The organism is Rhodococcus sp. IEGM 1306 (assembly GCF_036541985.1).
GTDB lineage: Bacteria > Actinomycetota > Actinomycetes > Mycobacteriales > Mycobacteriaceae > Rhodococcus_F > Rhodococcus_F qingshengii.
The window spans coordinates 25,630-51,453 of sequence record NZ_JAZHFF010000008.1 but is presented as its reverse complement, the minus strand read 5'-3'; the positions used below and the strand labels follow the sequence as shown (position 1 = coordinate 51,453).

24 protein-coding genes are annotated in these 25,824 nt (G+C 63.6%); 18 read left to right on the top strand and 6 right to left on the bottom strand.

Annotation, left to right across the window (positions count from 1 at the left end; translation table 11 throughout):
• Positions 1–213: 213 nt before the first annotated feature.
• Positions 214–1,440: a radical SAM family heme chaperone HemW gene (gene hemW, locus V3587_RS22300; RefSeq protein WP_283377247.1), complete on the top strand. Its 1,227-nt coding sequence runs from the start codon at positions 214–216 to the stop codon at positions 1,438–1,440.
• A gap of 35 nt (positions 1,441–1,475) precedes the next feature.
• A complete protein-coding gene (locus V3587_RS22295) occupies positions 1,476–2,096 on the top strand; it encodes a CG0192-related protein (protein ID WP_136471193.1) in 621 nt (206 codons plus the stop codon).
• Between the two features lie 26 nt (positions 2,097–2,122).
• On the opposite strand, the gene V3587_RS22290 is transcribed toward V3587_RS22295, so the two are convergent.
• Positions 2,123–2,446, bottom strand: coding sequence for a type II toxin-antitoxin system VapB family antitoxin (locus V3587_RS22290; RefSeq protein WP_003944521.1), 324 nt, complete (start codon positions 2,444–2,446; stop codon positions 2,123–2,125).
• Positions 2,447–2,603: 157 nt separating this feature from the next.
• On the opposite strand from V3587_RS22290, the gene hrcA reads away from it, so the two are divergent.
• The 5 genes from hrcA to V3587_RS22265 all read left to right on the top strand — a co-directional run bounded on the left by hrcA (position 2,604) and on the right by V3587_RS22265 (position 7,796).
• Positions 2,604–3,647 carry a heat-inducible transcriptional repressor HrcA gene (gene hrcA / locus V3587_RS22285; RefSeq protein ID WP_003944583.1) on the top strand — a complete coding sequence of 348 codons (1,044 nt, stop codon included), beginning with the start codon at positions 2,604–2,606 and terminating at the stop codon, positions 3,645–3,647.
• Between the two features lie 80 nt (positions 3,648–3,727).
• A complete protein-coding gene (gene dnaJ / locus V3587_RS22280) occupies positions 3,728–4,879 on the top strand; it encodes a molecular chaperone DnaJ (protein WP_003944460.1) in 1,152 nt (383 codons plus the stop codon).
• A 2-nt stretch (positions 4,880–4,881) separates the two neighbouring features.
• Complete coding sequence (locus V3587_RS22275; RefSeq protein WP_003944495.1) at positions 4,882–5,643, top strand: 16S rRNA (uracil(1498)-N(3))-methyltransferase; 762 nt, start codon at positions 4,882–4,884, stop codon at positions 5,641–5,643.
• Positions 5,644–5,766: 123 nt separating this feature from the next.
• Positions 5,767–7,005: a L,D-transpeptidase gene (locus V3587_RS22270; RefSeq protein WP_003944568.1), complete on the top strand. Its 1,239-nt coding sequence runs from the start codon at positions 5,767–5,769 to the stop codon at positions 7,003–7,005.
• Between the two features lie 14 nt (positions 7,006–7,019).
• Positions 7,020–7,796, top strand: a complete 777-nt coding sequence (locus V3587_RS22265; protein ID WP_064444118.1) for an alpha/beta hydrolase family protein — start codon at positions 7,020–7,022, stop codon at positions 7,794–7,796.
• Here the strand turns inward: V3587_RS22265 and V3587_RS22260 are convergent.
• The gene (locus tag V3587_RS22260) at positions 7,788–9,392 is read right to left on the bottom strand and encodes an MFS transporter (RefSeq protein ID WP_054187677.1); all 1,605 of its coding nucleotides are present in this window, start codon (positions 9,390–9,392) and stop codon (positions 7,788–7,790) included. The genes V3587_RS22265 and V3587_RS22260 overlap by 9 nt on opposite strands.
• Before the next feature lie 128 nt (positions 9,393–9,520).
• On the opposite strand from V3587_RS22260, the gene V3587_RS22255 reads away from it, so the two are divergent.
• The 5 genes from V3587_RS22255 to era all read left to right on the top strand — a co-directional run bounded on the left by V3587_RS22255 (position 9,521) and on the right by era (position 14,276).
• Positions 9,521–10,216: a TetR/AcrR family transcriptional regulator gene (locus V3587_RS22255; RefSeq protein ID WP_007731067.1), complete on the top strand. Its 696-nt coding sequence runs from the start codon at positions 9,521–9,523 to the stop codon at positions 10,214–10,216.
• 112 nt (positions 10,217–10,328) lie between these two features.
• Positions 10,329–11,417, top strand: a complete 1,089-nt coding sequence (locus tag V3587_RS22250) for a PhoH family protein (RefSeq protein WP_003944580.1) — start codon at positions 10,329–10,331, stop codon at positions 11,415–11,417.
• 48 nt (positions 11,418–11,465) lie between these two features.
• The gene (gene ybeY, locus V3587_RS22245; RefSeq protein WP_003944525.1) at positions 11,466–12,008 is read left to right on the top strand and encodes an rRNA maturation RNase YbeY; all 543 of its coding nucleotides are present in this window, start codon (positions 11,466–11,468) and stop codon (positions 12,006–12,008) included.
• A gap of 21 nt (positions 12,009–12,029) precedes the next feature.
• Entirely contained in the window at positions 12,030–13,334 is a 1,305-nt protein-coding gene (locus V3587_RS22240; protein WP_003944509.1) for a hemolysin family protein, read from the top strand.
• Between the two features lie 24 nt (positions 13,335–13,358).
• Positions 13,359–14,276 (top strand): GTPase Era, encoded by a 918-nt coding sequence (gene era / locus V3587_RS22235; protein ID WP_003944451.1) that lies wholly within the window; start codon positions 13,359–13,361, stop codon positions 14,274–14,276.
• Here era and V3587_RS22230 read toward each other — a convergent pair.
• Positions 14,273–14,824 carry a TetR/AcrR family transcriptional regulator gene (locus V3587_RS22230; protein WP_030536607.1) on the bottom strand — a complete coding sequence of 184 codons (552 nt, stop codon included), beginning with the start codon at positions 14,822–14,824 and terminating at the stop codon, positions 14,273–14,275. The genes era and V3587_RS22230 overlap by 4 nt on opposite strands.
• 4 nt (positions 14,825–14,828) lie before the next feature.
• Positions 14,829–16,247 carry an amidase gene (locus V3587_RS22225; protein WP_125051429.1) on the bottom strand — a complete coding sequence of 473 codons (1,419 nt, stop codon included), beginning with the start codon at positions 16,245–16,247 and terminating at the stop codon, positions 14,829–14,831.
• 329 nt (positions 16,248–16,576) lie between these two features.
• On the opposite strand from V3587_RS22225, the gene kdpF reads away from it, so the two are divergent.
• From kdpF to V3587_RS22195, 6 genes are read left to right on the top strand one after another with little or no spacing between them, the layout of a single operon-like run.
• Positions 16,577–16,675: a K(+)-transporting ATPase subunit F gene (kdpF, locus tag V3587_RS22220; RefSeq protein ID WP_007731078.1), complete on the top strand. Its 99-nt coding sequence runs from the start codon at positions 16,577–16,579 to the stop codon at positions 16,673–16,675.
• Entirely contained in the window at positions 16,675–18,360 is a 1,686-nt protein-coding gene (kdpA, locus tag V3587_RS22215; RefSeq protein ID WP_283377246.1) for a potassium-transporting ATPase subunit KdpA, read from the top strand. The genes kdpF and kdpA overlap by 1 nt, the downstream gene beginning before the upstream one ends.
• The gene (kdpB, locus tag V3587_RS22210) at positions 18,357–20,462 is read left to right on the top strand and encodes a potassium-transporting ATPase subunit KdpB (RefSeq protein WP_070161083.1); all 2,106 of its coding nucleotides are present in this window, start codon (positions 18,357–18,359) and stop codon (positions 20,460–20,462) included. The genes kdpA and kdpB overlap by 4 nt, the downstream gene beginning before the upstream one ends.
• Before the next feature lie 6 nt (positions 20,463–20,468).
• Positions 20,469–21,119, top strand: a complete 651-nt coding sequence (locus V3587_RS22205) for a potassium-transporting ATPase subunit C (protein WP_007731080.1) — start codon at positions 20,469–20,471, stop codon at positions 21,117–21,119.
• A 7-nt stretch (positions 21,120–21,126) separates the two neighbouring features.
• Positions 21,127–23,667, top strand: a complete 2,541-nt coding sequence (locus V3587_RS22200; protein ID WP_283377245.1) for a sensor histidine kinase — start codon at positions 21,127–21,129, stop codon at positions 23,665–23,667.
• The gene (locus V3587_RS22195) at positions 23,664–24,344 is read left to right on the top strand and encodes a response regulator (protein WP_003944545.1); all 681 of its coding nucleotides are present in this window, start codon (positions 23,664–23,666) and stop codon (positions 24,342–24,344) included. The genes V3587_RS22200 and V3587_RS22195 overlap by 4 nt, the downstream gene beginning before the upstream one ends.
• A gap of 9 nt (positions 24,345–24,353) precedes the next feature.
• Here V3587_RS22195 and V3587_RS22190 read toward each other — a convergent pair whose 3' ends face one another.
• Together V3587_RS22190 and V3587_RS22185 are read right to left on the bottom strand one after the other, a co-directional pair.
• Positions 24,354–25,334, bottom strand: coding sequence for a zinc-binding alcohol dehydrogenase family protein (locus V3587_RS22190; protein ID WP_042924097.1), 981 nt, complete (start codon positions 25,332–25,334; stop codon positions 24,354–24,356).
• Positions 25,331–25,792, bottom strand: coding sequence for a MarR family winged helix-turn-helix transcriptional regulator (locus tag V3587_RS22185; protein WP_030536603.1), 462 nt, complete (start codon positions 25,790–25,792; stop codon positions 25,331–25,333). Before V3587_RS22185 ends, V3587_RS22190 begins: the two co-directional genes overlap by 4 nt.
• Between the last annotated feature and the right edge of the window lie 32 nt (positions 25,793–25,824).

Here is a 25,824-nt window from a genome sequence, read left to right as displayed (position 1 = left end):
CGAGCTGCACACACGCTTGAAGTCGACATGGCGACGCGCCACAAGTCGCACTCCGAGTCCGGTCATGCGGACCATTGTGCCACGTCAACTCGATAATTCCGACTCGGGCGCATATTTCCACGAAAAACGGGGGAAATATCGAGTTCAAGCCATACGCCGACCTGCATCGCAGGCTGAATAGGTGTGCGTTCCGGATGCTGGGACACTGGAGGTGTGAATGCCACCAGCACGACTCCCACTCGACAGAGCGAGGCGACGCCCTTCGCCTTGCCCGCGCGATCGCTCGAGGGTGTCGGGAAACGGCCGTTCGGGATCTACATCCACGTCCCGTTCTGTGCCACCAGGTGTGGGTACTGCGATTTCAACACCTACACGGCCGGTGAGCTCGGAACCTCGGCGTCGCCGCAGTCGTGGCTGGAGGGTCTGCGGCGCGAACTCGATCTCGCGGCCGAGATGACGGGCGCCCCGGCGGCGGAGACGGTGTTCGTGGGCGGTGGAACGCCGTCGCTGCTCGGTGGCGACGGATTGTCCGACGTGCTGTCGGCGGTGCGGAGCAGCTTCGGCTTGGCGTCCGGCGCCGAAGTGACCACGGAATCGAACCCCGAATCGACGTCGCCGGAGTTCTTCGGTGCTCTCCGCAGTGCGGGATTCACCCGGATTTCCCTCGGCATGCAGTCGGCCGCCCAGCACGTTCTGAAGATCCTCGACCGCACCCACACTCCCGGTCGCGCCGTCGCTGCCGCGAAAGAGGCTCGCGCAGCTGGTTTTTCGCACGTGAACTTGGATTTGATCTATGGAACGCCAGGGGAGCGCGATCAAGATCTGGACGCCTCTCTCGATGCGGTTCTCTCCGCCGATGTCGATCACGTCTCGGCCTACGCGTTGATCGTCGAGGACGGCACCGCCATGGCTCGCAAGGTCAGGCGCGGCGAGCTGCCCGCGCCGGACGACGATGTGCTGGCCTCGCGGTACGAACGAATCGATTCACGCCTGTCCGAGGCAGGCTTGCGGTGGTACGAGGTCTCCAACTGGGCAAAGGCGGAAACCGCGGACTCCGGTGACGCCCGGTGTCGTCACAACCTCGGCTACTGGGACGGTGGTGACTGGTGGGGTGCCGGTCCGGGCGCGCACAGTCACGTCGGCGGAGTGCGGTGGTGGAACGTCAAGCACCCGGCGCGGTACGCGGAACAGTTGGCGCTCGGTGAACTTCCCGTCGGCGGCAGCGAAGAACTGACCGCCGAGGACGAACACATGGAGCGCGTCATGTTGACCGCGCGGTTGCGTACGGGACTTCCGTTGTCGGAACTGTCTGCATCCGAACGTCTTTCGGCCGAACAGGTGGTAGTCGACGGGTTGGCCGTGATCGAGAACGATCACGTGGTTCTCACCGACCGTGGTCGCCTGCTCGCCGATGCGGTGATTCGCACGATCCTGACCTGACGCGCAACCATCCTTCGCCGCGTAATGTGGCCGTGGTGGCCATCATTCATCGTGCGCAGCTGAATCCGTCCAAGAACGACCTGCTCCGAGCGTGGGTGCCCAAGCAGCAGTGGCTCGTGTCGGTCGACTGTTCGACGCTCGAACGCGTCGACGCCTATCGTTTCGACGACCCGGACGGCGAGGTCGGAATCGAGACGCACCTGATGCGCTCTGCCGACGGTCGAATTCTTCAGGTCCCGCTCACTTATCGTGGTGCTCCGCTGGACGGGGCGGAGACCGCGCTGATCGCGACCATGGATCATTCGGTACTCGGCGAACGGTGGGTGTACGACGCATGCTGTGATCCGGTCTACGTCAGCGCGGTGGCGACCGCGATTCTGACGGGTGGGGCCGGAGTCGAACTGGTCTTCGCGGACACCGCCGATCACATCCCCGTGACGGCTCGCGTAGTAGGCAGCGGTACGGCCCGCGCTTCCGTACCGGCAGTCGAATCCGTGACCTGCTCGACGGTCGGCACCGACACGACCATCAGCGCGGGAGATCTGGAATTGACCGTGGTGAGAGTGATCGACGCAGATCGAGTGTCAGGCTCGGCAACACTCACCGGAACCTGGCCGGGGCAGACGAATCCCGCACTGCTCGCGTTCGTCGGTTGAGTCTCGGTACCCGAGTCGCGTGAGCGTCAGCGGACTCCCTCGATGACACCGGGCATCGCGTCGAAGTCGAAGACACGCGCGTGCAGCACGACGCGGTTTCGCAGGGCCGAACGAACCGCTCGGTGCAGACCGTCCTCGAGGTAGAGAGTGCCGCGCCACTGCACTGCGTGCGGGAACAGATCGCCGTAGAAGGTCGAGTCCTCCGACAGCAGGCGATCGAGTTCGAGGACCTTCGTGGTGGTCACGATCTCGTCGAGTCGAACCTGACGTGGAGGGAACTTCGACCAGTCGCGTAGAGACAGTCCGTGATCGGGATACGGTTTGCCGTCCATCACGCCTTTGAAGATCATGTGCCGCCTTGTCCATGGTTGTGCGATCGACCTTTCGCCGATCTCACTCCACAGTAAGGGCAACAGCCGTCTCTGGCGCTCGGGCGATTAGACTGCCAGTGGAAACCGATGTGTAAATGTCGGTGTTCGTTCTTTTCAGGAAACGGAGGTGGCAACGATGTCGAGTACCGACGACAGGCGTTTCGAGGTCTTACGTGCAATCGTGGCCGATTACGTCTCCACCCAGGACCCGGTGGGATCCAAGGCACTGGTCGAGCGTCACAACCTCGGAGTGTCGAGCGCCACTGTGCGCAACGACATGGCATTCCTCGAGGCCGAGGGCTACATCGCCCAACCGCACACCAGTTCCGGCCGCGTCCCCACCGACAAGGGATACCGCGAATTCGTCGATCGCATCGCCGACGTCAAGCCCATGTCCGGGCCCGAGCGTCGAGCGATCCTCGAGTTCTTGGAGTCGGGTGTCGATCTCGACGACGTTCTGCGCCGCGGTGTGCGACTGCTCGCGCAACTGACCCGTCAGGTCGCGGTTGTCCAGTACCCGTCGCTGTCCGCGTCGTCGGTTCGCCACCTCGAGGTGGTCGCGTTGACGCCGGCGCGCCTGCTTCTCGTTCTCATCACCGATTCCGGCCGCGTCGATCAGCGAATCGTCGAACTCGGAGACGTCCTCGAAGACGAAGACCTTTCCCGGTTGCGCACGCTTCTCGGCGGAGCACTGGAAGGCAAGCGCCTGGCCGCCGCGTCGATTGCCGTGGCGGAACTGGCTGACGAGTCTCCGGCCGACCTTCGCGACGCCGTGATCCGCTCGGCAACGGTTCTGGTCGAGACCCTGGTCGAACATCCGGAAGATCGTCTCGTTCTGGGCGGAACCTCGAATCTCACGCGCAATGCCGCCGATTTCTCCGGTCTGGCCGGCTTCCCCGGTTCGCTGCGCGCAGTGCTCGAAGCACTGGAAGAGCAGGTAGTGGTCCTCAAACTGCTCGCTGCGACGCAGAACTCCGGCACGGTCACCGTTCAGATCGGTGAAGAGACGCAGGTCGAACAGATGCGCGGAACCTCCGTGATTTCGACTGGCTACGGCGCGGCCGGTACCGTTTTCGGTGGTGTCGGTGTGCTCGGACCCACTCGGATGGACTATCCGGGAACAATTGCATCGGTTGCCGCCGTTGCCAGATACATCGGCGAAGTTCTCTCCGAGCGATGACGGACGTCGACATTCGTCGGCACGCCTCCTCGCGAGGACTGAGGAAAACCTAGAAGTAAGAGAAGGACGAGAGACTCAACGTGGCACGGGATTACTACGGATTGCTCGGCGTCGACAAGAACGCGACAGACCAGGAGCTCAAGCGCGCTTACCGCAAGCTGGCACGCGAACTGCACCCGGACGTCAACCCTGACGAGGCGGCGCAGGCCAAGTTCAAGGAGATCTCGACGGCCTACGAGGTCCTGACCGACCCGGAGAAGCGTCGCATCGTCGATCTCGGCGGAGACCCGCTCGAGTCCGGTGGTGGCGGCGGTGGTGGCTTCGGCGGCGGATTCGGTGGCGGCGGCCTCGGCGACGTCTTCGAAGCATTCTTCGGCGGCGGTGGCGGCGCAGGTCGTGGGCCGCGCGGTCGCGTTCAGCCCGGAGCCGACTCGTTGCTTCGCACCAAGCTGACCCTCGCAGAATGTGCGACGGGAGTCAGCAAGCACGTGACCGTCGAGACGGCCATTCTGTGCGACAGCTGCACCGGAGCCGGAACCAACGGCGACTCCAAGCCTGTCCGCTGTGAGACCTGCAACGGTGCCGGCGAAGTTCAATCCATCCAGCGCTCGTTCCTCGGTCAGGTCATGACCTCGCGTCCCTGCCCGACGTGCCGCGGTGCCGGTGAGACCATCCCGGATCCCTGCCACAAGTGTGGCGGCGACGGCCGAGTGCGGGCCAAGCGTGACATCACCGTGAAGGTTCCCGCGGGCGTCGCCGGTGGCATGCGCATCCGTTTGACCGCGCAGGGTGAAGTGGGCCCGGGCGGCGGACACCCCGGCGACCTCTACGTCGAGATCGTCGAGCAGCAGCACGACGTCTTCGTTCGAGACGGTGAAGACCTGCACTGCACGATCCGCGTTCCGATGGTCGACGCAGCGCTCGGTACGACTGTCACCGTCGACACCATCATCGACGGCCCCAAGGAAATCACCATCGAGCCAGGCACCCAGCCCGGACACGTTGCTGTTCTTCGCGGTCATGGCATGCCGAAACTGCGGTCGGGAGTGCGCGGCGACGTGCACGCTCACCTCGAGGTGGTCATCCCGAGCCGTCTCGATCACAAGCAGTCCAAGCTGCTCAAGGAATTCAAGCTGCTCCGCGATCGCGACGAGGCCGAGGTTGTCTCGACGGCCTCGCAGAACAGCGGTGGATTGTTCTCGCGTCTTCGCGAAGCATTCAGCGGCCGCTGACGGTGGCCGCGACGGTCTTCTTTCTCGACCCGGTTCCCGGCGTCGGTGAAATCGCAGTTCTGGACGGACAGGAGGGTCGCCACGCGGCCACTGTCCGCCGGATCGGCGTCGGTGAGCGATTGGTGTTGGCCGACGGCCGTGGCCGGGTGGCCGACGCCGAGGTGACGAGCGTCGGCAAGGACCGCCTGGAACTGTTGGTCAGTGACGTTCAGGTTCTCGAGCAGCCCAAGCCGTTGGTGACCCTCGTTCAGGCACTTCCCAAGGCCGAGCGTTCCGAGTTGGCCGTCGAACTGGCGACCGAGGCGGGGATCGACGCGGTGATCCCGTGGCAGTCCTTGCGTTGTGTCGCCAAGTGGGAGGGCCCCAAGCTCGCCAAGGGCGTCGCACGCTGGCGAAGTGCGGCAGTGTCTGCGGCAAAGCAGTCCAGACGCGCGTTCGTCCCGGAAATTGCGGAACTGCACAAGACGCCGGCGGTGATCGCGTTGGTTCGTGACGCCGTTGCCCGTGGCGCTGTGGTTGCGGTGCTTCACGAATCGGCGACGACGCCGTTGGCCGGTTTGCCGCTGGCGAGCGCGGACGAGGTATTTCTGGTTGTCGGTCCCGAAGGTGGGCTCGACGATTCGGAGATCAGCGCGTTGTCGGAGGCCGGGGCCACTCCGGTGCTTCTCGGCCCGACGGTCCTGCGCACGTCGACCGCCGGGGCTGTTGCTCTGGGCGCGATCGGAGTGCTGACCGATCGCTGGGGACCACGGCCACTGCACTGATCTTGTTGTGATCCCGAGCTGAATCGGATCCGGCGCTCAGCGAAGTGTCAGATTTGCGCACTATCGTAAAGACGTCGGGGGTCGCCTTCGGCGTGAGTTGGTTCGGGGATTTCAGGAGGCCAGATGTTGTCACGTGCGCATATGCGAATCGTTGGAGCGGTGTGTGCCGCGGCGGCGTTGATGCTCGTCGCGGGGTGCACGGTCTCCACCGGAGACAACACGGGTTCCTCCAGCAGCGCCGTCACCACTACCCCGACCAGCGAGGCGCTCGTCACCGTCACACCGGCGGACGGCGGAACTCCGGTGAGTCCACTCGACCCCATCGAGGTCCAGGTCGCGAAGGGAACATTGACGACCGTCGCGCTGACCAATCCCGAGGGTAAGGAAGTCGCCGGTATCACCACGCCGGACAAGACGTCCTGGAAACCGAGCGAACCACTCGGATACGGCAAGACTTACAAGCTGGTCGTCGACGCCGTCGACGCGAATGGTGTTGCCACGACCAAGAACACGACGCTGACCACCGTCGCGCCGAGTAACCAGACCCGGGCGTACATCAACACCACCGGTGGCGCCTCGATATCGGACGGTGGCACGTACGGTGTCGGCACCGTCGTCGCCGTTCATTTCGACGAGTTGATCGGTGACAAGGCCGCGGCCGAGAAGTCTCTGCTGGTCACAACCAATCCGCCCGTACAGGGATCGTGGTACTGGGTCGACGGTCAGAACGTTCACTGGCGACCGCAGAACTACTACGCACCAGGCACGACGGTCTCGGTGAACGCGAACATCTACGGCAAGCAGCTCGGCAACGGCCTGTACGGCCAGCAGGACGACACCGTGTCCTTCAAGATCGGCGACTCCCACGTCTCGGTCGCCGACGACAACACCAAGATGGTGACCGTCTACGAAAACGGTCAGGTGATCAAGGAAATGCCGACCTCGATGGGAATGGGCGGCACCGAGACGATCGGCGGCACGACGCTCTCGTTCTGGACCCAGCCCGGCACGTACACCGTGATGGACAAGGCAAATCCCGTCATCATGGATTCGTCGACCTACGGTCTGCCGATCAACTCGCGCCTGGGCTACAAGGAATCCATCAACTGGGCCACCCGCATCAGCACGGACGGTATCTATCTTCACGAGTTGGAGAGCACCGTCTGGGCGCAGGGAAACACCGACACCTCGCACGGTTGCCTCAATCTCAGTGCGGCCAATGCCAAATGGTTCTTCGATTTCTCGCAGCCGGGAGATGTCGTCGAGATCAAGAACACCGGCGGCGCTCCGCTGGAGGTGTGGCAGAACGGCGACTGGACCCTTTCCTGGGCAGACTGGGCCGCAGGCAGCGCCCTCGCCTGAGATAGATTTCCTCGGTGCCTCGATTCAAGATTCCGTACGGCCGACACGAGCAGCAGTTCGGGCATCTCTACGTTCCCGACGGAGTCGTTGACGGCCCGATCCCGGTCGTCATGCAGATCCACGGCGGCTTCTGGAGCGGGCAGTACGGATTGACTCTGGGCACCGCATTTGCCGTCGAACTCGCGCGGCACGGCGTCGCGGTGTGGAACATCGAATACCGCCGTCTCGGGGCGGGCGGTGGTTGGCCGGAGATGTCCGCCGACGTGAAAACGGCGTACGACGAAATCCCCGGACTGGTTGCCGGGAAGTCCTCGGCCGAATTGGATCTGAATCAGATTCGCTTGCTCGGGCATTCGGCCGGAGGACATCTTGCAGTGTGGCTGGCGGGGGAGAAGGACACGTTCACCCGGCCTGAACGGGTCATCGCCCAGGCGGCCGCACTCGATCTGGCGTCGGCAGGCGAGCGTGGACGACGGATCAGCTTCATCGAGGATCTGTTCGGCGTTCCATTCGACGCGGACCCGGATCTGTATCGCAGTGCGTCGCCGCAGCATCGATTGCCGATCGGCGTCCCCGTTGTGTGCGTCACGGGTGCGGAGGATCTGCAGGTGCCGGCCAAGGTGAGCTCCCGGTACGCGAAAGCCGCGGAAGCGGCTGGTGATCCCGTGGCACTGCGTGTGATCGAGGGCGAAGGACACGACGCATTTCTCTCACCCTCGACCGAGTCGTGGCGGGTCTCCCGCGAGTTGGTTCTCGCCGAAGACCCGCTGGCTCCGAGCACGTCAGACTGACGCGGGGTCCACTTCCACAGGGGCCTTCTTGCCCGGCAGGATGAACGCCACGACAACTGCCCCCACGAACAGTGCAAGACCGCCCGCCCAACTGGCCGCCGAAATCGCGTCGGCGTAGGCACTGCCTGCGGCGTCGAGCAACGGCCCTGCCTGAGCTGCAGCCAACGGGTTGCCTGCCATCTCTTCGGCGACCAACGAAGCGCCGCCGACGGATTCGCCCGACACCTCCATCGCGTACGCGGCCTGTTGTGCAAGTTCGCCCGTCAACTGCGGAACCTGCATTCCATCGATGAATCCGGCAATCGAATCCTTGTAGCTCGCAGCGAGGATCGAGCCGAGGATCGCGATACCCAGCGAGCCGCCGAGTTCGATGGCGGTGTCGTTGAGGCCACCCGCAGCACCGAGATCGTCCTCGGAGAAGTTGTCCATGATGGCGTCGGTGGCCGGCGGTTCGCTGAGACCGATGCCCAGGCCGAGCAGGATCAGTGGGACTGCGAACATCCAGTAGCCCGAATCGCCGTCGACCTGCGTGAGAATCAGAACGCCGATCGCGGCGACCACCATGCCGCCGACGATGGACGCCCGGACGCCGATCAGCGGAGTGATCCGCCCACTGACAACGGCGCCGATCGAAACGGCAATTGCCAAGGGCAGCAAACGAACACCGGTTTCGAGTGCGCCGTAGCCGAGGATGAACTGGAACTGCTGTGAGATGAAGTAGATGGCGCCGAAGGCGGCCAGGAACAGCAGAAGTACGGCGAGCGTCGCGCCGCCGACCATGCGCTGGCCGAGCTTACGGACGTCGAGCAGTGGCTGCGGGTGACGCAGTTCCCAGACGACGAACGAGACGAGGCCGATCGCAGCGAGTACCGCGGCACCGATGGGTCCGCCGGTCCACCCGAAGTGGAATCCGTTGATGATCGAGTACACGAGCGAGCCGATGGTGACCACCGAGAGTGCGCCGCCGATCCAGTCGATCCGGCCCAGGTGCTCGGCCTTGCTCGGCGGCACCAGAATTACGGCGGCGACGGCAGCGACTGCGGCGATCGGGACGTTGATCAGGAAAGTGATGCTCCAGGAATGACTGTCGAGAATCCATCCGGCCAACAGCGGACCGAGTGCAATCGCGAGACCCGACGTCGCCGCCCACGCCGCGATGGCGCGTGATCGCTCCGCTTTGGGAAAGGTAGCGACCAGAAGCGAAAGCGTCGCGGGCATGATGATCGCGGCGCCGACGCCCATGATCATTCGTGCCGCGATGACGGCGTTGGTGGTGTCCGCGATGCTGCCGAAGACGGCGCCGCCGGCGAACACGGCGAGTCCGGCGAGAAGTGCGCCGCGGCGACTGTACTTGTCACCGATCACGCCGAACAGCAGCATCAATGCGGCGTAGGGGACGGTGTAGCCGTCGATGACCCATTGAAGTTGCGTGCTGGTGAGGCCGAGGTCTCTGGTCATGTCCGGCGCCGCGACGATCAGCGCGGTATTCGCCATTACGACGATCAGCAGACTCAGGCACAACACCCCGAGCGCGGCCCACCGCCGTGAGTACGGCTGGTCCATCTCCGAGACAGGTTTGCTCATGAGTGTCGTCATGACGCGACTCCGTTCCTGATGATCGAAGACACTCCTCGATCTATTTGCACACTGATGTGTAAGTTAATAACTTGCACACCGATGTGCAACTATGATTGACCTAGATCACAGTTGGGCAGTCGAAAGAGGTGGAACGCGCGTTGACGCATTCGGGCACAGTCGTTTCGGGAACTGCCGAATCGGGCGGACGGCAGCGTCGTAGTCAGGCCGCGGCCAATCGCAATCGCATCATCGAGGCGGCGATCACGGCGTTCGCTGCTGATCCGGATGCGAGCATGGACGACGTCGCAAAGGCCGCCGGTGTGGTCAGGCGAACCGTGTACGCGCATTTCGACAGCCGAGAGGCGCTGATCAACGGCATCGTGGACGAGGCGTCGACCGATCTCGTAGCTGCGCTGAGCCAAGCCGGCGAGCCGCCCGAGCGCCCGGATCTGGCGACTGCCGTACTGGCATTGCTGTCATGGCCGGTCGGTGATCGCTTCCGGATGCTGCTCAGCTTTGCTCGCAAAGAGTTGGGGGAGCAGCGGATTCTCGATCTGATGGAGCCCGCGCGCGCCGTGAGTATCAGCGTCGTCGAGCGCGGTCAGCGTGACGGAACCTTCTCGAAATACCTGCCGGCCGAGACTCTGGTAGCGATGACCGAGGCGATCACGATCACTTTGTTCGATCAGGCCAACAGTGGGCTCATCACGGACTCGGGCGAATCCTTTGCCGCCGTGTGCCTGGTCATCGCGGGTATCAGTCCGGACAGAAGCTCCGAGATCGTCGCCGAAGCGTCGGAGTGGATCCGCGAATCGCTGCCGTCCGGTCGCCGCGAGGATTAGGCCGGGACGATTAACAAGTGGGCCGTGTCCGACTCTGGCGCTAGACTTCGAAGTATCGAGGCTCACGAGTCGAGTGGGCTGATCGGACCAGAAAGCAGGCCATATTCACCACGTGAGTGAACACAGTGAACTCGACGGGAACCGTGTAACCACCATCACCGAGCGCGCTCTGCCCGCAGAGCGCACCGTCCGTTCGAGTATGGATCTGGCGCCGGAGACCGTGCGTCAAATCCTGGGGGCGACGGACGAGAATCTCACCGCGATCGAACGTGAGCTTCGTGCCGACATTCATGTACGTGGCGGAACCATCTCTTTGTCGGGGACGGCTGCAGACGTGGCGCTGGCAGAACGTGTGTTCAGTGAATTGGCGTCGCTGGCCGGTCGGGGGCAGCCCATTGCTCCGGACGCTGTTCGACGAACCATCGGCATGCTCACCAACGAGGTCGGCGAGTCTCCGGCCGAGGTGCTCTCCCTCGACATTCTTTCGCGTCGGGGCAAGACGATTCGGCCGAAGACCCTCAACCAGAAACGCTACGTCGACGCCATCGACGAGAACACCATCGTGTTCGGAGTCGGCCCGGCCGGTACCGGCAAGACCTACCTCGCCATGGCCAAGGCCGTTCAGGCGTTGCAGGCCAAGCAGGTCTCTCGGATCATCTTGACCAGGCCGGCAGTCGAGGCCGGGGAGCGACTGGGCTTTCTGCCCGGCACGCTGCACGAGAAGATCGATCCGTATCTCCGCCCGCTGCACGACGCATTGCACGACATGATGGATCCCGAGGCGATTCCGAAGTTGATGCAGGCCGGAGTCATCGAGGTCGCTCCGCTCGCCTACATGCGTGGCCGGACGCTCAACGACGCCTTCATCATCTTGGACGAAGCGCAGAACACCACGGCCGAGCAGATGAAGATGTTCCTGACCCGCCTCGGGTTCGGTTCCAAGATCGTGGTCACCGGAGACGTGACCCAGGTCGATCTGCCGGGCGGGGCCCGTTCGGGTCTGCGCGCGGCATCCGAAATCCTCACCGGGATCGACGATATTCATTTCGCCACTCTCGACAGCAGCGACGTCGTACGTCATCGGCTGGTCTCTCACATCGTCGACGCTTACGAGCGTCACGAATCGGATCGGTCCGGCGAGTTGGCGGTCGGAAACCGGGCGCAGCGCCGCGCTGCACATGCTCATTCACCGCGACGGTAGGCTGAGCGACGCATCAACCCCTACTTTTCCCAGGAAAGAGCGTCGCACATGAGCATCGAGGTCTCGAACGAATCGGGCATGGACATCTCCGAACCGGAGTTGATCAGCGTTGCCCGTTTCGTGATCGCTCGGATGGATGTCCATCCGGCGGCCGAGCTGTCGATGGTTCTCGTCGACTCCGCGACGATGGCGGATCTGCACGTTCGCTGGATGGACCTGCCGGGTCCGACCGACGTCATGTCGTTCCCGATGGACGAACTCGAGCCGGGTGGCCGTCCCGATTCCCCCGAGCCGGGGCCGTCGATGCTCGGCGACATCGTGCTGTGTCCGTCTTTTGCCGCGGATCAGGCTGACAAGGCCGGGCATTCACTGGCTCACGAACTTGCCCTCCTGACCGTCCACGGTGTGTTGCACCTTCTCGGCTACGACCATGCGGAGCCGGAAGAGGAGAAGGAGATGTTCGGCTTGCAGAACAGCCTCCTCGAAGAGTGGTACGAAGACCTTCGCCGTATCGACCGCGAAGCAGCACTGGCCGAACGCGATCAGAAGCTGCTCGGTAAGACCGGTTTCGTCGACGGAGTGGACCGATAACAGTTATCCGGGGGTTCTGTAGTGAGTAGCGCCATAGCGCTCTTTGTTCTGGCGATTGCTCTTGTCCCGGTCGGTGGTGTCTTCGCGGCCGTCGACTCGGCGCTCAACACCATTTCGTCGGCGCGGATCGACGAGATGGCAAAGGAAGAGCGAGCCGGCGCCGCGCGAGTGCAACGCATTCTGACCGATCGTCCGCGATACGTGAATCTGATGGTCCTGCTTCGCATTTTGTGCGAGATCACGGCCACCGTCGTACTCGTGGGCGGCCTGATCGACGTCCTCTCGCTGGGCTGGGCGCTGACCGTTACCGCGGTGATCATGGTTCTCGTCTCGTACGTGGTCATCGGCGTCGGACCGAGAACGCTTGGGCGCCAACATGCGTACTCCATCGCGATGGCCGCGTCGCTGCCACTGCTGTGGATCGGGGTTCTGCTCGGGCCGATCAGTCGCGTCCTGATCCTCGTGGGTAACGCATTGACCCCGGGTAAGGGCTTCCGCAACGGCCCGTTCGCGTCGGAAATCGAGTTGCGTGAACTCGTGGACATGGCGCAGGAACGCGGCGTCGTGGCCGACGAAGAACGCCGAATGATCCAGTCCGTCTTCGAACTGGGAGACACGTCGGCGCGCGAGGTGATGGTGCCGCGCACCGACATGGTGTGGATCGAGAACGACAAGAATGCCGGGCAGGCAACGTCGTTGGCCGTCCGCAGTGGTCACTCGCGCCTGCCGGTCATCGGGGAGAACGTCGACGACGTGCTCGGTGTCGTCTACCTCAAGGATCTGGTCAAGCAGACCTACCACCTGCCCGACGGCGGCCGGAACGTCAACGTCTGCGACGTCATGCGGCCCGCCGTCTTCGTTCCCGACTCGAAGCCGCTCGACAGCTTGCTGGCCGAGATGCAGCGCGACCGCAACCACATGGCGATACTCGTCGACGAGTACGGCGGAATCGCCGGGCTCGTCACGATCGAGGACGTCATCGAAGAGATCGTCGGTGAGATCGCCGACGAGTACGACGAGGACGAGACGCCGCCCATCGAGGATCTCGGTGACGGAATGTTCCGCGTATCCGCGAGACTTCCCATCGAAGACCTCGGTGAATTGTTCGATCTCGAACTCGAACTCGACGAGGTGGAGACCGTCGGCGGGCTGATCGGATACGTACTCGGCCGAGTGCCACTTCCCGGTTCCGAAGTGGAGTACGACGGTTTGATCCTGCGCGGCGAGGGAACCAATACGGGCCGAGGCCGGGTACGCATCAGCACGGTGTTCGTGCAGCGCATCCCGCCGTCGGAAGACGAAGAGACAGAAGACACCGATGACTGAGCGAGAGTTCAGCGAGGAGCAGTTATGAGCAAGAACGAATTCCGGTCAGGCTTCGTGTGTTTCGTGGGTCGACCCAATACGGGCAAGTCCACGCTGACCAACGCGTTGGTCGGCAGCAAGATCGCGATCACGTCCTCGCGCCCGCAGACGACGCGCCACACGATTCGCGGCATCGTTCACCGCGAGCATGCGCAGCTGATCCTGGTGGACACCCCTGGACTGCACAAGCCCCGCACTTTGCTCGGGCAGCGCCTCAATGACCTGGTTCGCGACACGTACTCCGAGGTCGACGTCATCTGCCTGTGCATCCCGGCCGACGAGGCCATCGGGCCCGGAGACCGCTGGATCGTGCAGCAGGTCCGTCAGATGGCGCCCAAGACCAAGCTGGTCGGCATCGTGACCAAGATCGACAAGGTCAGCCGCGACGCCGTCGGAAAGCAGTTGCTCGCGCTGTCCACCCTGCTCGGTCCCGAATCCGAGGTCGTTCCGGTGTCCGCGAAGTCGGGTGAACAGGTCGAGATCCTGGTCGACGTCCTCGCCGGTCTGATGGACGAGGGCCCGGCCTTCTACCCGGACGGGGAACTGACGGACGAGCCCGAAGAGGTGCTCATGGCCGAACTGATCCGTGAGGCTGCGCTCGAGGGGCTCGGCGAAGAATTGCCGCACTCCCTGGCTGTGGTGATCGAGGAGGTCATCCCGCGCGAGGGACGCACCGAGAAGCAGGGCGAGATGCTCGACGTGCATGCACTGCTCTACGTCGAGCGGCCCAGTCAGAAGGGCATCGTCATCGGTAAGGGCGGAGCGCGTCTGCGGGAAGTCGGTACCAGTGCGCGCCTGCAGATCGAGAAGCTGCTCGGTGTGCGGATCTTCCTGGAGCTGCACGTCAAGGTCGCCAAGGACTGGCAGCGCGACCCGAAGCAGCTCGGCCGGCTGGGCTTCTAGGGCCGGAGGACCCTGAGGATCGCCGCGCCGATGTCCTGCTCGTCGACGCCGGTGGCCAGGCGTCGGAGTTGGAGGCCGGTGATGACGGCGACGAGCGTCGATGCAATCGACTCCGGATCAGGTACACCGAGTGCCGTCAGAATCGTGACGGTCAAATCGTCGTAGGCGGCGAAGCATTCGACGGCGACTTCGTGGAGTTCGTGGTCGCGCCCGGCGGCGATGTACATCTCGAACGGCGCGATCCGCTCGGCCGAGAACGAAAGATCTCGCGTCACCTTTTCGGCTATTGCCGCGGCGTCCTCGACGCTCAGACCTTTGTCGCGGTACTCCTCGGCCAAGGCGCGCAGGCGCGTCGTCTCGTCGGTCACGAAACGAGACAGCGCGGCCCGCAGCATGTCCGACTGGCTGGCGAAGTGATACGTGATCGATCCGAGTGAGACGCCGGCCTGCGCGGCGATGCGCCGGTTGCTCACACCCGGGATGCCGTCGGTACCGACGACGTGCAGAACGGCGTCGAGTATTCGCTCGCGAACGTCCCGGTTACTCATCGGGTCACCACCACGGCTCGGGTCGGACCTGATCCCAACGCAGGGCCGATTCCAACTGTGAAGCGAGGGAGACCAACAGAGGTTCGGTGTTCTCGTTGCCCATCAACTGCGCACCGATGGGCAGGCCGGCCTTGCTGAATCCGGCCGGCACGTTGACCGAGGGCCAGCCGAGGACGTTCCACGGCCACGCGTAGGGGCAGGCGCCGGTCATGACCTTGTCGGTGTCCCAGCCACCGATGCCGTCGATCGCGGTCGCCATGATCGGTGGAGTTGCCGTCGTGGGTGCCAGGACGACGTCGTAGGTGTCGAAGATCGCTCCGATCCGCTTTCGCATCCGCGGCTCGGCCGCGCGGGCCGCGCGCAGAGGTGCGCCGCGAAGTAGCTTGCCGTTCTGGGCATTTCCGCGTGTTCTGGCATCGACCAGTGTCGGGTCGGGAACGCGTCCGAGCCAGTCGTGGACCCCGACGAGCGAGCGGGGCAGAAAGTTCAGGCCGAAGATCAGGCCGTATGCGGGATCGTCGACGACGACATGGTGTCCGAGTTCCCGCAGCGTGTCGGCGATCGAATGCACGGCCAGGCGCACTTCCGGGTCCAGCTTCACGGGAGTGGCGGTGAACGGATTGCGAAGGGAAAGCGCGATTTTCAGTTTTCCGGGGTCGCGTCCCACCGCGTCGCTGACGGTGACCGGTGTCGGCTTGTGGAGATCGCCGTCATGGTTGCCGGCAGCGACGTCGAGCAGCAGTGCCGCGTCGGCGACGGTGCGAGCGAGCGGGCCGTTGACCGTCAGGCCGTAGAACGCTTCGGCGTCGGGCCAGGTGGAGATGCGCCCGCGCTGCGGTTTGATTCCGACGAGGTTGGTCCAGGCCGCAGGGATTCGGATGGAACCGGCACCGTCGGAACCGATTCCGGCGCTGACCAATCCGGCGGCGACGGCCGCGGCGGTGCCGCCCGACGATCCGCCTGGAGTGTGGTGACGCGACCACGGATTGCGCGTGTAACCGAAGGCTGAACCGCTCGTGAGCGGCCACTGGCCCAATTCCGGACTGTTGGTCTTGCCCACGATCACTGCGCCGGCGTCGCGAAGGCGTCGAATCATCTCCGAGTCCTCGGTCTTGGCCGGGAAATCGCCAGGGCAACCGAAGGCCGTGGGTTCGCCGGTGATGTCGACGTCGTCCTTCACTGCGATCGGCACGCCGAGAAGAGGTAGGCGCTCGCCGAGTGCGAGACGCCTGTCGGCCTCGGCAGCTTCCTCGAGTGCCTTCTCGCGCCGCACGATCTTGAACGCATTGAGGTGAGGCTGAGTGGCCTCGATCCGGCTCAGCGTTGCCTCCGTGGCCGCGACGGACGAGGTGGCGCCCGAGGCCAGACTCGCAACCTGGTCGACAAGACCGGGGGCGAGATCGTGGTCGGTTCGAGAAGTCATCAGGTTCCCTTCGCAAAACTGTTCGTTCGAACGAACAGTAACTTGTTTCAGTATTAGTGAACTTCGGTTTCGCGTCAAGATCGCGTCAAGACGCCAGGTCAGTGCGTAAGCGGATCGTCAGAGACGCGGAATCGGCCTTTCCGGAGGTCGAAGCTGAGAGAGCGCATCCGGTCGAGGGCGACCGCGCGTCATGGCTGCGATGCACAGCAGCACGGCAAAAGATTTCGAAGAGGGAAGCTCATGGCCGATCTGGCCTACGTTGCTCTGATTCTCGGCGGTTTTCTCGTGTGCGCGCTGGTACTGCGCGCCCTACAGGCGAGCGCTCCCAAATGACGGTTGCCGGTGTGGTCAGCGTGGTTCTGATCGCCGTCGCCGCGGCATTGGTCATTTACCTGCTCGTTGCACTCGTAGATCCTGAGAGGTTCTGATGTCGCCCGCTCTTGCAGCCGGCCTGCAGATCGCTTTTGTCCTCGTCGTTCTGGCAATCGCCTACGTTCCGGTGGGCGACTACATGGCGCGTGTTTACTCGTCGACGCGAGATCTTCGGGTCGAGAGTGTGATCTACCGCGTCGGTCGGATCGACTCCAGGGCCGAGCAGACGTGGTACGGCTACGCCGCAAGCGTTCTCGGATTCTCGCTGGCCAGCGCATTGTTCCTGTACTTCCTGCAACGGATTCAGGGAGTACTGCCGCTGAGTGACGGTCTGTCCGGGGTCAGTCCTGCCGTAGCGTTCAACACCGCGATTTCGTTTGTGGCGAACACCAACTGGCAGTCGTACACGCCGGAAACGACGATGAGCAACTTCGTTCAGCCCGTCGGTCTGGCGGTGCAGAACTTCGTCTCGGCAGCGGTCGGCATGGCGGTGGCCATCGCATTGGTTCGCGGCTTCGTTCGGGTGGCCAGGGGCGGCGAGATCGGCAACTTCTGGGTCGATCTGACGCGTGGTTCTCTGCGCATCCTCCTCCCGTTCTCCTTCGTGATCGCCCTGATCCTGTTGAGCCAGGGAGTGATCCAGTCGTTCCACAGCGGTTTCGCCTCCACCGGCCTCGACGGCAATGCGGTGACCAATGCACTGGCCCCCGTCGCGTCCCAGGAAGCGATCAAGGAACTCGGCACCAACGGTGGCGGGATCTTGGCTGCCAACTCGGCGCACCCGTTCGAGAACCCCACCCCGTTGAGCAATGTCGTCGAGATCCTGGCGATCCTGTTGATTCCGGTCTGCCTCACCCGAACGTTCGGAACTCTCGTCGGGGATCGTAGGCAAGGCCTCACCCTGCTGGCAGTGATGGGAATCCTGTGGAGCGGGCTGCTCGCAGTCACGCTCGCTGCCGAATCCGGCGCACGCGGTGTTGCCGCCACAGCAGCTGGTTCGATGATGGAGGGCAAGGAAGTTCGCTTCGGAATCCCCGGATCGGCGTTGTTCGCGGTGGCGACCACGGGAACGTCGACGGGCGCGGTGAACTCGGCCCACGACAGCATGTCACCCCTCGGCGGCGGCGCGGTCCTGCTCAACATGTTGCTCGGCGAAATTGCGCCAGGTGGAGTCGGAACCGGCCTCTACGGGATTCTTGTGCTGGCATTGATCGCAGTGTTCGTCGGCGGACTGCTGGTCGGTCGCACGCCCGAATATCTCGGCAAGAAGTTGGGTCGACGCGAGATCACCCTTGCGGCGCTGTCGATTCTGGTCATGCCCGCGCTGGTCTTGATCGGTACCGCCATCACCGTCATCCTCGGTTCGACCACCGGTTATCAAGGCAATGGGGGAGATCCGGGCACGCCGGGATCGATCCACGGGTTCAGTGAGGTGCTTTACGCCTTCGCCTCCGCCTCCAACAACAACGGCAGCGCCTTCGGCGGTCTGACGGTCACCAGCGACTGGTTCCAGTCGTCTCTCGGAATCTGCATGCTTCTCGGCCGATTCCTGCCGATCATCTTCGTTCTCGCTTTGGCCGGTGCTCTTGCCTCGCAGAAGAAGGTGGCGCCGACGGCCGGCACCCTCCCGACGTCCGGACCGATGTTCACCGGTTTGTTGACCGGCACCGTCGTTCTTGTTGCTGCACTTACATTCTTCCCGGCCCTCGCGCTGGGCCCGCTAGCGGAGGCTCCTCAATGACCGTGCGTATCAGTGAGAAACCCGTGGTAGCGCAAGACGCCGCCGACAAGGCTGATCCAGGGCAGTCCCGTCAAGTACACGCAGGCGTTTTCAACCCGCGGCAGATGATCACCGCGTTGCCGGGGGCCGTGCGCAAACTCGACCCACGCCACCTCGCCCGCAACCCGGTCATGTTCGTGGTGTTCGTCGGTTCCGTCATCACCACTGTCATGGCGATCGCCGATCCCTCGGTGTTCTCCTGGGTGATCACCCTGTGGCTCTGGTTCACGGTGATCTTCGCGAACCTCGCCGAATCCGTGGCCGAAGGGCGCGGCAAGGCGCAGGCGGCGAGCCTGCGAAAGGTGAAGCAGGACACCACAGCACATCGGATCACGATGAGCGGTGCGATCGAATCGGTTTCCGGCACCGAACTGGTGGTCGGCGATCGGGTGATAGTGGTTGCCGGCGAGGTCATCCCCGGCGACGGCGACGTGGTCGAAGGTATTGCCTCCGTAGACGAATCGGCGATCACCGGTGAATCCGCGCCGGTGGTCCGTGAATCCGGTGGTGACCGGTGCGCCGTCACCGGTGGTACGACGGTTCTCTCGGACCGCATCGTCGTGGAAATCACCGCAGCACCGGGCAGTTCGTTCGTGGACCGGATGATCGCGCTCGTCGAGGGTGCTTCACGTCAGAAGACACCCAACGAGATTGCGCTCAACATCCTGCTCGCGTCGTTGACCGTCATCTTCCTCCTCGCCGTCGTAGCCATCGGCCCGATGGGCTTGTACGCGGGGCACGAGCAGGATCCGATCAAGCTGATCGCACTTCTCGTCTGCCTGATCCCGACGACCATCGGAGCGCTGCTCTCGGCGATCGGTATCGCGGGCATGGACCGCCTCGTCCAGCGCAACGTTCTCGCGATGTCGGGACGCGCGGTGGAAGCTGCGGGCGACATCGACACCCTGTTGATGGACAAGACCGGAACCATCACTTTCGGTAACCGCCGGGCCACCGCACTCCATCCGGCGCCCGGTGTATCCGCCGACGATCTTGCTGCGGCAGCTCGCTTGTCGAGCCTGGCCGACGGAACTCCCGAGGGGCGGAGCATCGTCGAGCTGTGCGCAGCGGATTTCGGTCTCGCTGCCGAGCCGACGTTGGACGAAGAACGCGCCGAGTTCGTTCCGTTCACGGCACAAACCCGGATGAGCGGACTCGACCACTCCGGACGCCAAATCCGAAAGGGTGCAGCGGATGCGGTGATGAACTGGGTCGTCAGTGGTGGTGGACACGCGGAGACCGCGGTAACCGACACCGTGGGCGACATCGCCCAAGCCGGCGGAACGCCGCTGGTAGTTGCCGTCAAGCAAGGTGAGAGTACCTCGATCCTCGGCGTGATCGCGTTGTCCGACGTCGTCAAGCCGGGAATGGCTGACAGGTTCGCCGAACTCCGGGCGATGGGTATTCGCACGATCATGATCACCGGCGACAATCCGTTGACCGCGAAGGCGATTGCCGACGAGGCGGGCGTCGACGACTTCATGGCGGAGGCCACCCCGGAAGACAAACTGGCCCTGATCCGGAAGGAACAGGAAGGAGGACGTCTCGTCGCGATGACAGGTGACGGGACCAATGATGCTCCCGCCCTTGCCCAGGCGGATGTCGGGGTCGCGATGAACACGGGAACCTCGGCAGCCAAAGAGGCCGGCAACATGGTCGATCTCGATTCCGATCCCACCAAGCTGATCGAGGTGGTGGAAATCGGCAAGCAATTGCTGATCACCCGCGGCGCGTTGACCACATTCTCGTTGGCGAACGACCTGGCGAAGTATTTCGCAATCCTGCCGGCCTTGTTCAGCGGCATCTACCCGCAGCTGGACGCGTTGAACATCATGCGTCTCGCCACCCCCGAATCGGCGATCGTCTCGGCCGTGATCTTCAACGCCTTGGTGATCATCGGTTTGATTCCGTTGGCACTCAAGGGTGTTCGATACCGACCGTCGACGGCATCGCAGTTGCTCGGACGCAACCTGCTCGTCTACGGTCTCGGCGGTGTGATCACACCGTTCGTCGGTATCTGGTTGATCGATCTCGTCGTACGTTTGATTCCTGGAATTGGGTGACCTGACATGCGTTTCACTATCGGTTTTGCCAAACAGGTGTGGGCGGGTTTGCTCGTATTGCTCGCGCTCACCGTCGTTCTCGGTGTGGTCTATCCCGCCGCGGTGTGGGGTGTCAGCCGGATCAGTTCCGGATCTGCCGAAGGCTCACCGGTCACCGATGCCGCCGGTTGCGTGGTCGGCAGTGCCTGGGTGGGTGTCGATCCGCAGGTCGCCGAAGGGCAGCAGGACCCGTTCTTCCACAATCGTGTTGTCGGATCCGTTTCGGACGAGGATCCGTTTGCCACCGGTGATCCCGCGGCGGCACTGCCGTCCAACCAGGGGCCGAGCAGCGAGATTCTGGCCGGATTCGTCATCGAGCGCCGGGCAGCCATCGCGGCACGTGAGGGCGTCGACCCGGCATCGGTTCCCGTCGACGCAGTCACCGGTTCGGGCTCGGGTATCGATCCCCACATCAGTCCGGCGTACGCCGAACTGCAGGTCGCGAGGGTGGCGGCCAACAACGGCATCTCGGAAGACCAGGTGCGGGACTTGGTGGCCGAGCACACCGACGGTCGGCAACTCGGATTTCTCGGAGCCGAGCGAGTCAACGTACTGGAATTGAACCTGGCACTCGGATTGACGGCACCTACGTGTGCTGCGCCGACGACTGGTGGATGATTGTCACGTGAGTTCTTCGGAGAAGGTCGGTCAATCTTTCGGTAGGGCACGCAAACGTGGTGAATTGCGTATCTACCTCGGCGCTGCGCCCGGCGTCGGAAAGACCTTCGCGATGCTCGGTGAGGCTCATCGGCGTCGAGATCGTGGCTGTGACGTGGTCGCGGCCGTCGTGGAGACACACGGCCGCGCCCGCACCGCGGCGCAGATCGGAGACCTCGAAACAGTGCCGCCCAAGCTGGTGGATTATCGCGGAACACGGATGCCGGAACTGGACGTCGAGGCCGTGTTGGCTCGGCGTCCGGCCCTTGTCCTGGTGGACGAGTTGGCACATACCAACACGCCAGGGAGCAAGAATCACAAGCGCTGGCAGGACGTACAGGAACTGCTCGAAGCCGGGATCGACGTTCTGTCCACGGTCAACGTGCAACACCTCGAAAGCCTCAACGACGTTGTCGCGCACATCACCGGCGTGGTTCAGCAGGAGACGGTTCCGGACGCGGTAGTGCGTAGTGCGGCGCAGGTCGAGCTGGTCGACATCACCCCGGAGGCGCTGCGCCGCAGACTTTCTCACGGAAACGTGTATTCACCGGAACGGGTCGATGCGGCCTTGGGCAATTACTTCAGACGCGGAAACCTCACGGCGCTACGCGAACTGGCTCTGCTGTGGGTGGCCGATCAGGTGGACGCCGCACTGGCGAAATACCGGGCCGAGAACAAGATCACCGATACCTGGGAAGCGCGCGAGCGTGTCGTCGTTGCCGTGACCGGGGGACCGGAGTCGGAAACCCTGGTACGACGCGCATCTCGAATCGCGTCGAAGTCGAGCGCCGAGCTGATGGTGGTCCACGTCGTACGCGGTGACGGACTCACCGGAGTCTCGGCCCCCGAGATGGGCAAGGTGCGCGCGTTGGCTGTCGGAGTCGGCGCCACGCTTCACACTGTTGTCGGTGACGACGTACCGTCGACGCTCCTCGAGTTCGCGCGTGAGGAGAACGCCACACAGTTGGTGCTGGGAACGTCGCGGCGTTCCCGTCTGGCTCGCATCCTCGACGAGGGGATCGGCGCTGCGGTGGTTCAGCAGTCCGGTGGTATCGACGTTCACATGGTCACGCACGAGGAAGCGACGGCGCGACGACACATTTCGGTGCTGGGGCGCTCGGAGCGCCGGGTCCTGTCGTGGATTGCGGCGATCGTCGTGCCTTCGCTCGCGGCCGCGATCATGGGTCTCGTCGACCGAATCTCCGGGGTCAACGGCGAGAACGCGCTGTTCTTCGTCGTGGTCGTTCTGGTCGCCCTCCTCGGCGGCGTCGGCCCGGCGATATTGTCGGCCCTGATCTCGGGACTGCTGCTCAATTACTTCTTCACCGATCCGCGGTACAGCTTCACCATCGCCGAACCTGACAACTTCATCACCACTGTCGTGCTGTTGATCGTGGCTGTGGCAGTTGCCGTTCTGGTCGACGCCGCAGCAAAGCGCGCCCGCGAGGCGAAGCGCGCATCCGAGGAAGCCGAACTGCTCACACTGTTCGCGGGATCAGTTCTCCGCGGAGCGGATCTGTCGACACTTCTGGCGAAGGCACTCGAAATCTATCGCCAGCGAGGGGTTTCCGTCATTCATCACGACGACGGAGTCATCGCCGCCGTGGGTACGCAGCCGCCGACCACGGACGACGAAGCGGATACGGTCTGTGAGGTCAACGACGGGGAATACGCGCTGTTGTTGGCTGGGCCCGACCTGAGTGCGCGGGATCGACGAGTGCTGACGGTGGTGGCTCACCAAGCAGTTGGGATGATCCGCCAGGAGAAACTGACAGTCGAGGCGAGCAAGGCTGCCGCGCTCACCGAGGCTGATCAACTGCGTCGAGCCCTGCTGTCAGCGGTAAGCCATGACCTGCGAACGCCTCTCGCCGGAGTGAAGGCGGCGGTGTCGAGTCTGCGCAGCGACGACATCGAGTTCTCGCCCGAAGACACCGCTGAATTGTTGGCAACCATCGAGGAGTCGGCGGATCAGTTGACGGCGCTGGTCGGGAACTTGCTCGACTCGTCCCGACTTGCCGCCGGGGTGGTGAAACCCACGCTGCGGCCGGTGTATCTGGACGAGGTGGTTCACCGCGCGTTGCTGGGCCTCGGCATCGGTGGACGCTCGGATTCGCGGGCTCGAAGTGTAGTCGTCGACGTGGGTACCGTTGCAATGCAAGCAGATCAAGGTCTGCTAGAGCGGGTGATTGCGAACATCGTCGACAACGCTCTGCGCTACGGGGGAGAAACCCCGGTGCGCGTCGGGGCGGCGCAACTCGGTGATCGTGTGGTGATCAGTGTTGCCGATACGGGCCCAGGTGTTCCGCGAGGTGAGGCCGAAACGATGTTCCAGCCGTTCCAACGGATGGGAGATCGCGACAACACCGGCGGAGTGGGCCTCGGACTTTCCGTGGTGCGCGGATTTGTCGATGCGATGGGCGGAACAGTCAGCGCCACAGACACACCTGGTGGGGGATTGACGATGATCGTGGAGTTGGCTGCGGCCGGTACGAATGGGAATGGATCATGAGTCGAATCCTGGTAGTGGACGACGAACCGCAGATTCTGCGAGCTCTGCGTATCAATCTTTCGGTGCGCGGGTACGAGGTGGTGACCGCGTCGACGGGCGCCGGTGCCTTGCGGGCTGCTGCCGAGCGTCCACCGGACGTCGTGGTACTCGATCTCGGACTGCCCGACATGGACGGCACCGAAGTGCTTGCCGGCCTGCGTGGCTGGTGCACGGCGCCGGTCATCGTGCTGTCGGCGCGCACGGATTCCGCGGACAAGGTCGAGGCTCTCGACGCCGGTGCGGACGACTACGTCACCAAGCCCTTCGGGATGGACGAGTTTCTGGCCCGCGTGCGCGCTGCGGCGAGGCGGGGAACCTCCGCGGCGGACACTTCGGAACCGTCGGTCGAGACCGCGTCCTTCACGGTGGACTTGGCTGCGAAAACAGTGAGTCGGCGCGGTGAACAGGTGCACCTGACTCCGACCGAGTGGGGCATGCTCGAGATGCTTGTGCGCAACCGCGGAAAGCTGGTCGGGCAGAAGGAGTTGCTTCGGGAAGTGTGGGGACCGGCGTACGACACCGAGACCCACTATCTACGTGTCTACCTGGCTCAACTTCGTCGGAAGCTCGAGGATGACCCGGCGAACCCCAAGCATCTGATCACCGAGGCAGGAATGGGTTATCGATTCGTGGTGTGAGAAGCCAGGTCAGAGCACAACTACCAATTTGCCACGTGCCGTACCGGCTTCCATCTTGGCATGTGCTCGCGCGATGTCCTCGAACGCGAACACCTCGTCGATCGGTACCACCGCCTCGCCTGACGCCACAGCGGAGAGGAAGTCTTGCAGTACGCCGGCAGGCAGGTCGGACGCGTCCCCACCGTACGAGGTCAATCGCACTCCGCGTGGAATGTAGTCGATCGGATAAAAGTCTTTGACTGTCCACTCGTTGGACAGCATTCCCGTGAAACACACGGTGCCGTGAACGCGGGTCGCGCGCAACGTGTCGGGAAGTGTTGGTGTTCCGACCAATTCGAGGGCCAGATCAACACCGCCCGGGAGGATGTCTCGAACCTGGCCGGCCACAGCACCGTCGTCGACGATAACGTGGTCAACCCCGATCGCGGTCAACGACGACGCTTTGTTCGCATCTCGGGTGGTCGCAAGGACAGTGAGTCCCCACTGCTTCGCCAGGACTGCGGTTGCCATGCCGACCGAGGAGGTTCCTCCCCGGATCAACAGGGATTGACCGGATTTCGCGTCCAGTCCTACCGTCAGCGAGCCGTAGGACGTCTGCAGCATCTCGGGAACAGCTCCCACTGTCGACCAGTCCAGTTCGCTCGAGAAGGGAACGACCTGACTGACGGGAACGCACGTGTACTCGGCATAACCGCCGTCGAACGTCCTCCCCATCCCACCCATCATGGCGGCGACTTGCCGGCCTTCGGTGAGCTCCCCGCCGGGGCAGTTCACCACTTCGCCGACGGCCTCGATGCCCAGCACCCTCGGGAATGTCACGCCTTCGGCGAGGCCGAGGCGGGTGTGAAGTTCGGATCGATTGAGGCCGAAAGCCTTCACCCGGACCAGTACCCAGCCCGCAATCGGCACCGGTATCGGAATCACTTTGATAGTCAATGCTTCTGGCGGGCCGGGGGCGTCGAGCACGATTGCGCGCATTGTGTCGGTCATGCTTTTTCCTTCGTGGTCGGTGTCAGGTTTCGATTGGCTTCACGCAGCGTGGCCAGTGTGGCGCCGAACCGATCGAGAGCGTCGGGCGTCAGCACGGAACCGAGACGGCGCTCCAATTCGTCGTCGAACGTTGCCTTCGCCCGCCGCAACAGCTCATTGCCCTCGGGAGTCAACTCGATGAGTGAGGATCGTTTGTCGGTGGGATTGGATTTTCGACGGCAGTGTCCAGCCGCTTCGATTCGATCCACCAGCTTGCTCGTGCCACCGACGGTGATCGCGAGGGCCTCGGCGATGTCGAAGACCCGACAGGAGCCGAGCCTGTCGATGATCTGCATCGGCTCGAATCGACTCAGTGGCAGGTCGTGCTCGATTCGGAGTCGCTGGTCGACGGCCGTCCACAGTTCAGTTTCGAAGCGGACGAGGTTGTCGAAGTGCCTGCTCAGGGCTGATCTGGTCACGAGCAGACTCCGAACCGATATGCATTCCGTGG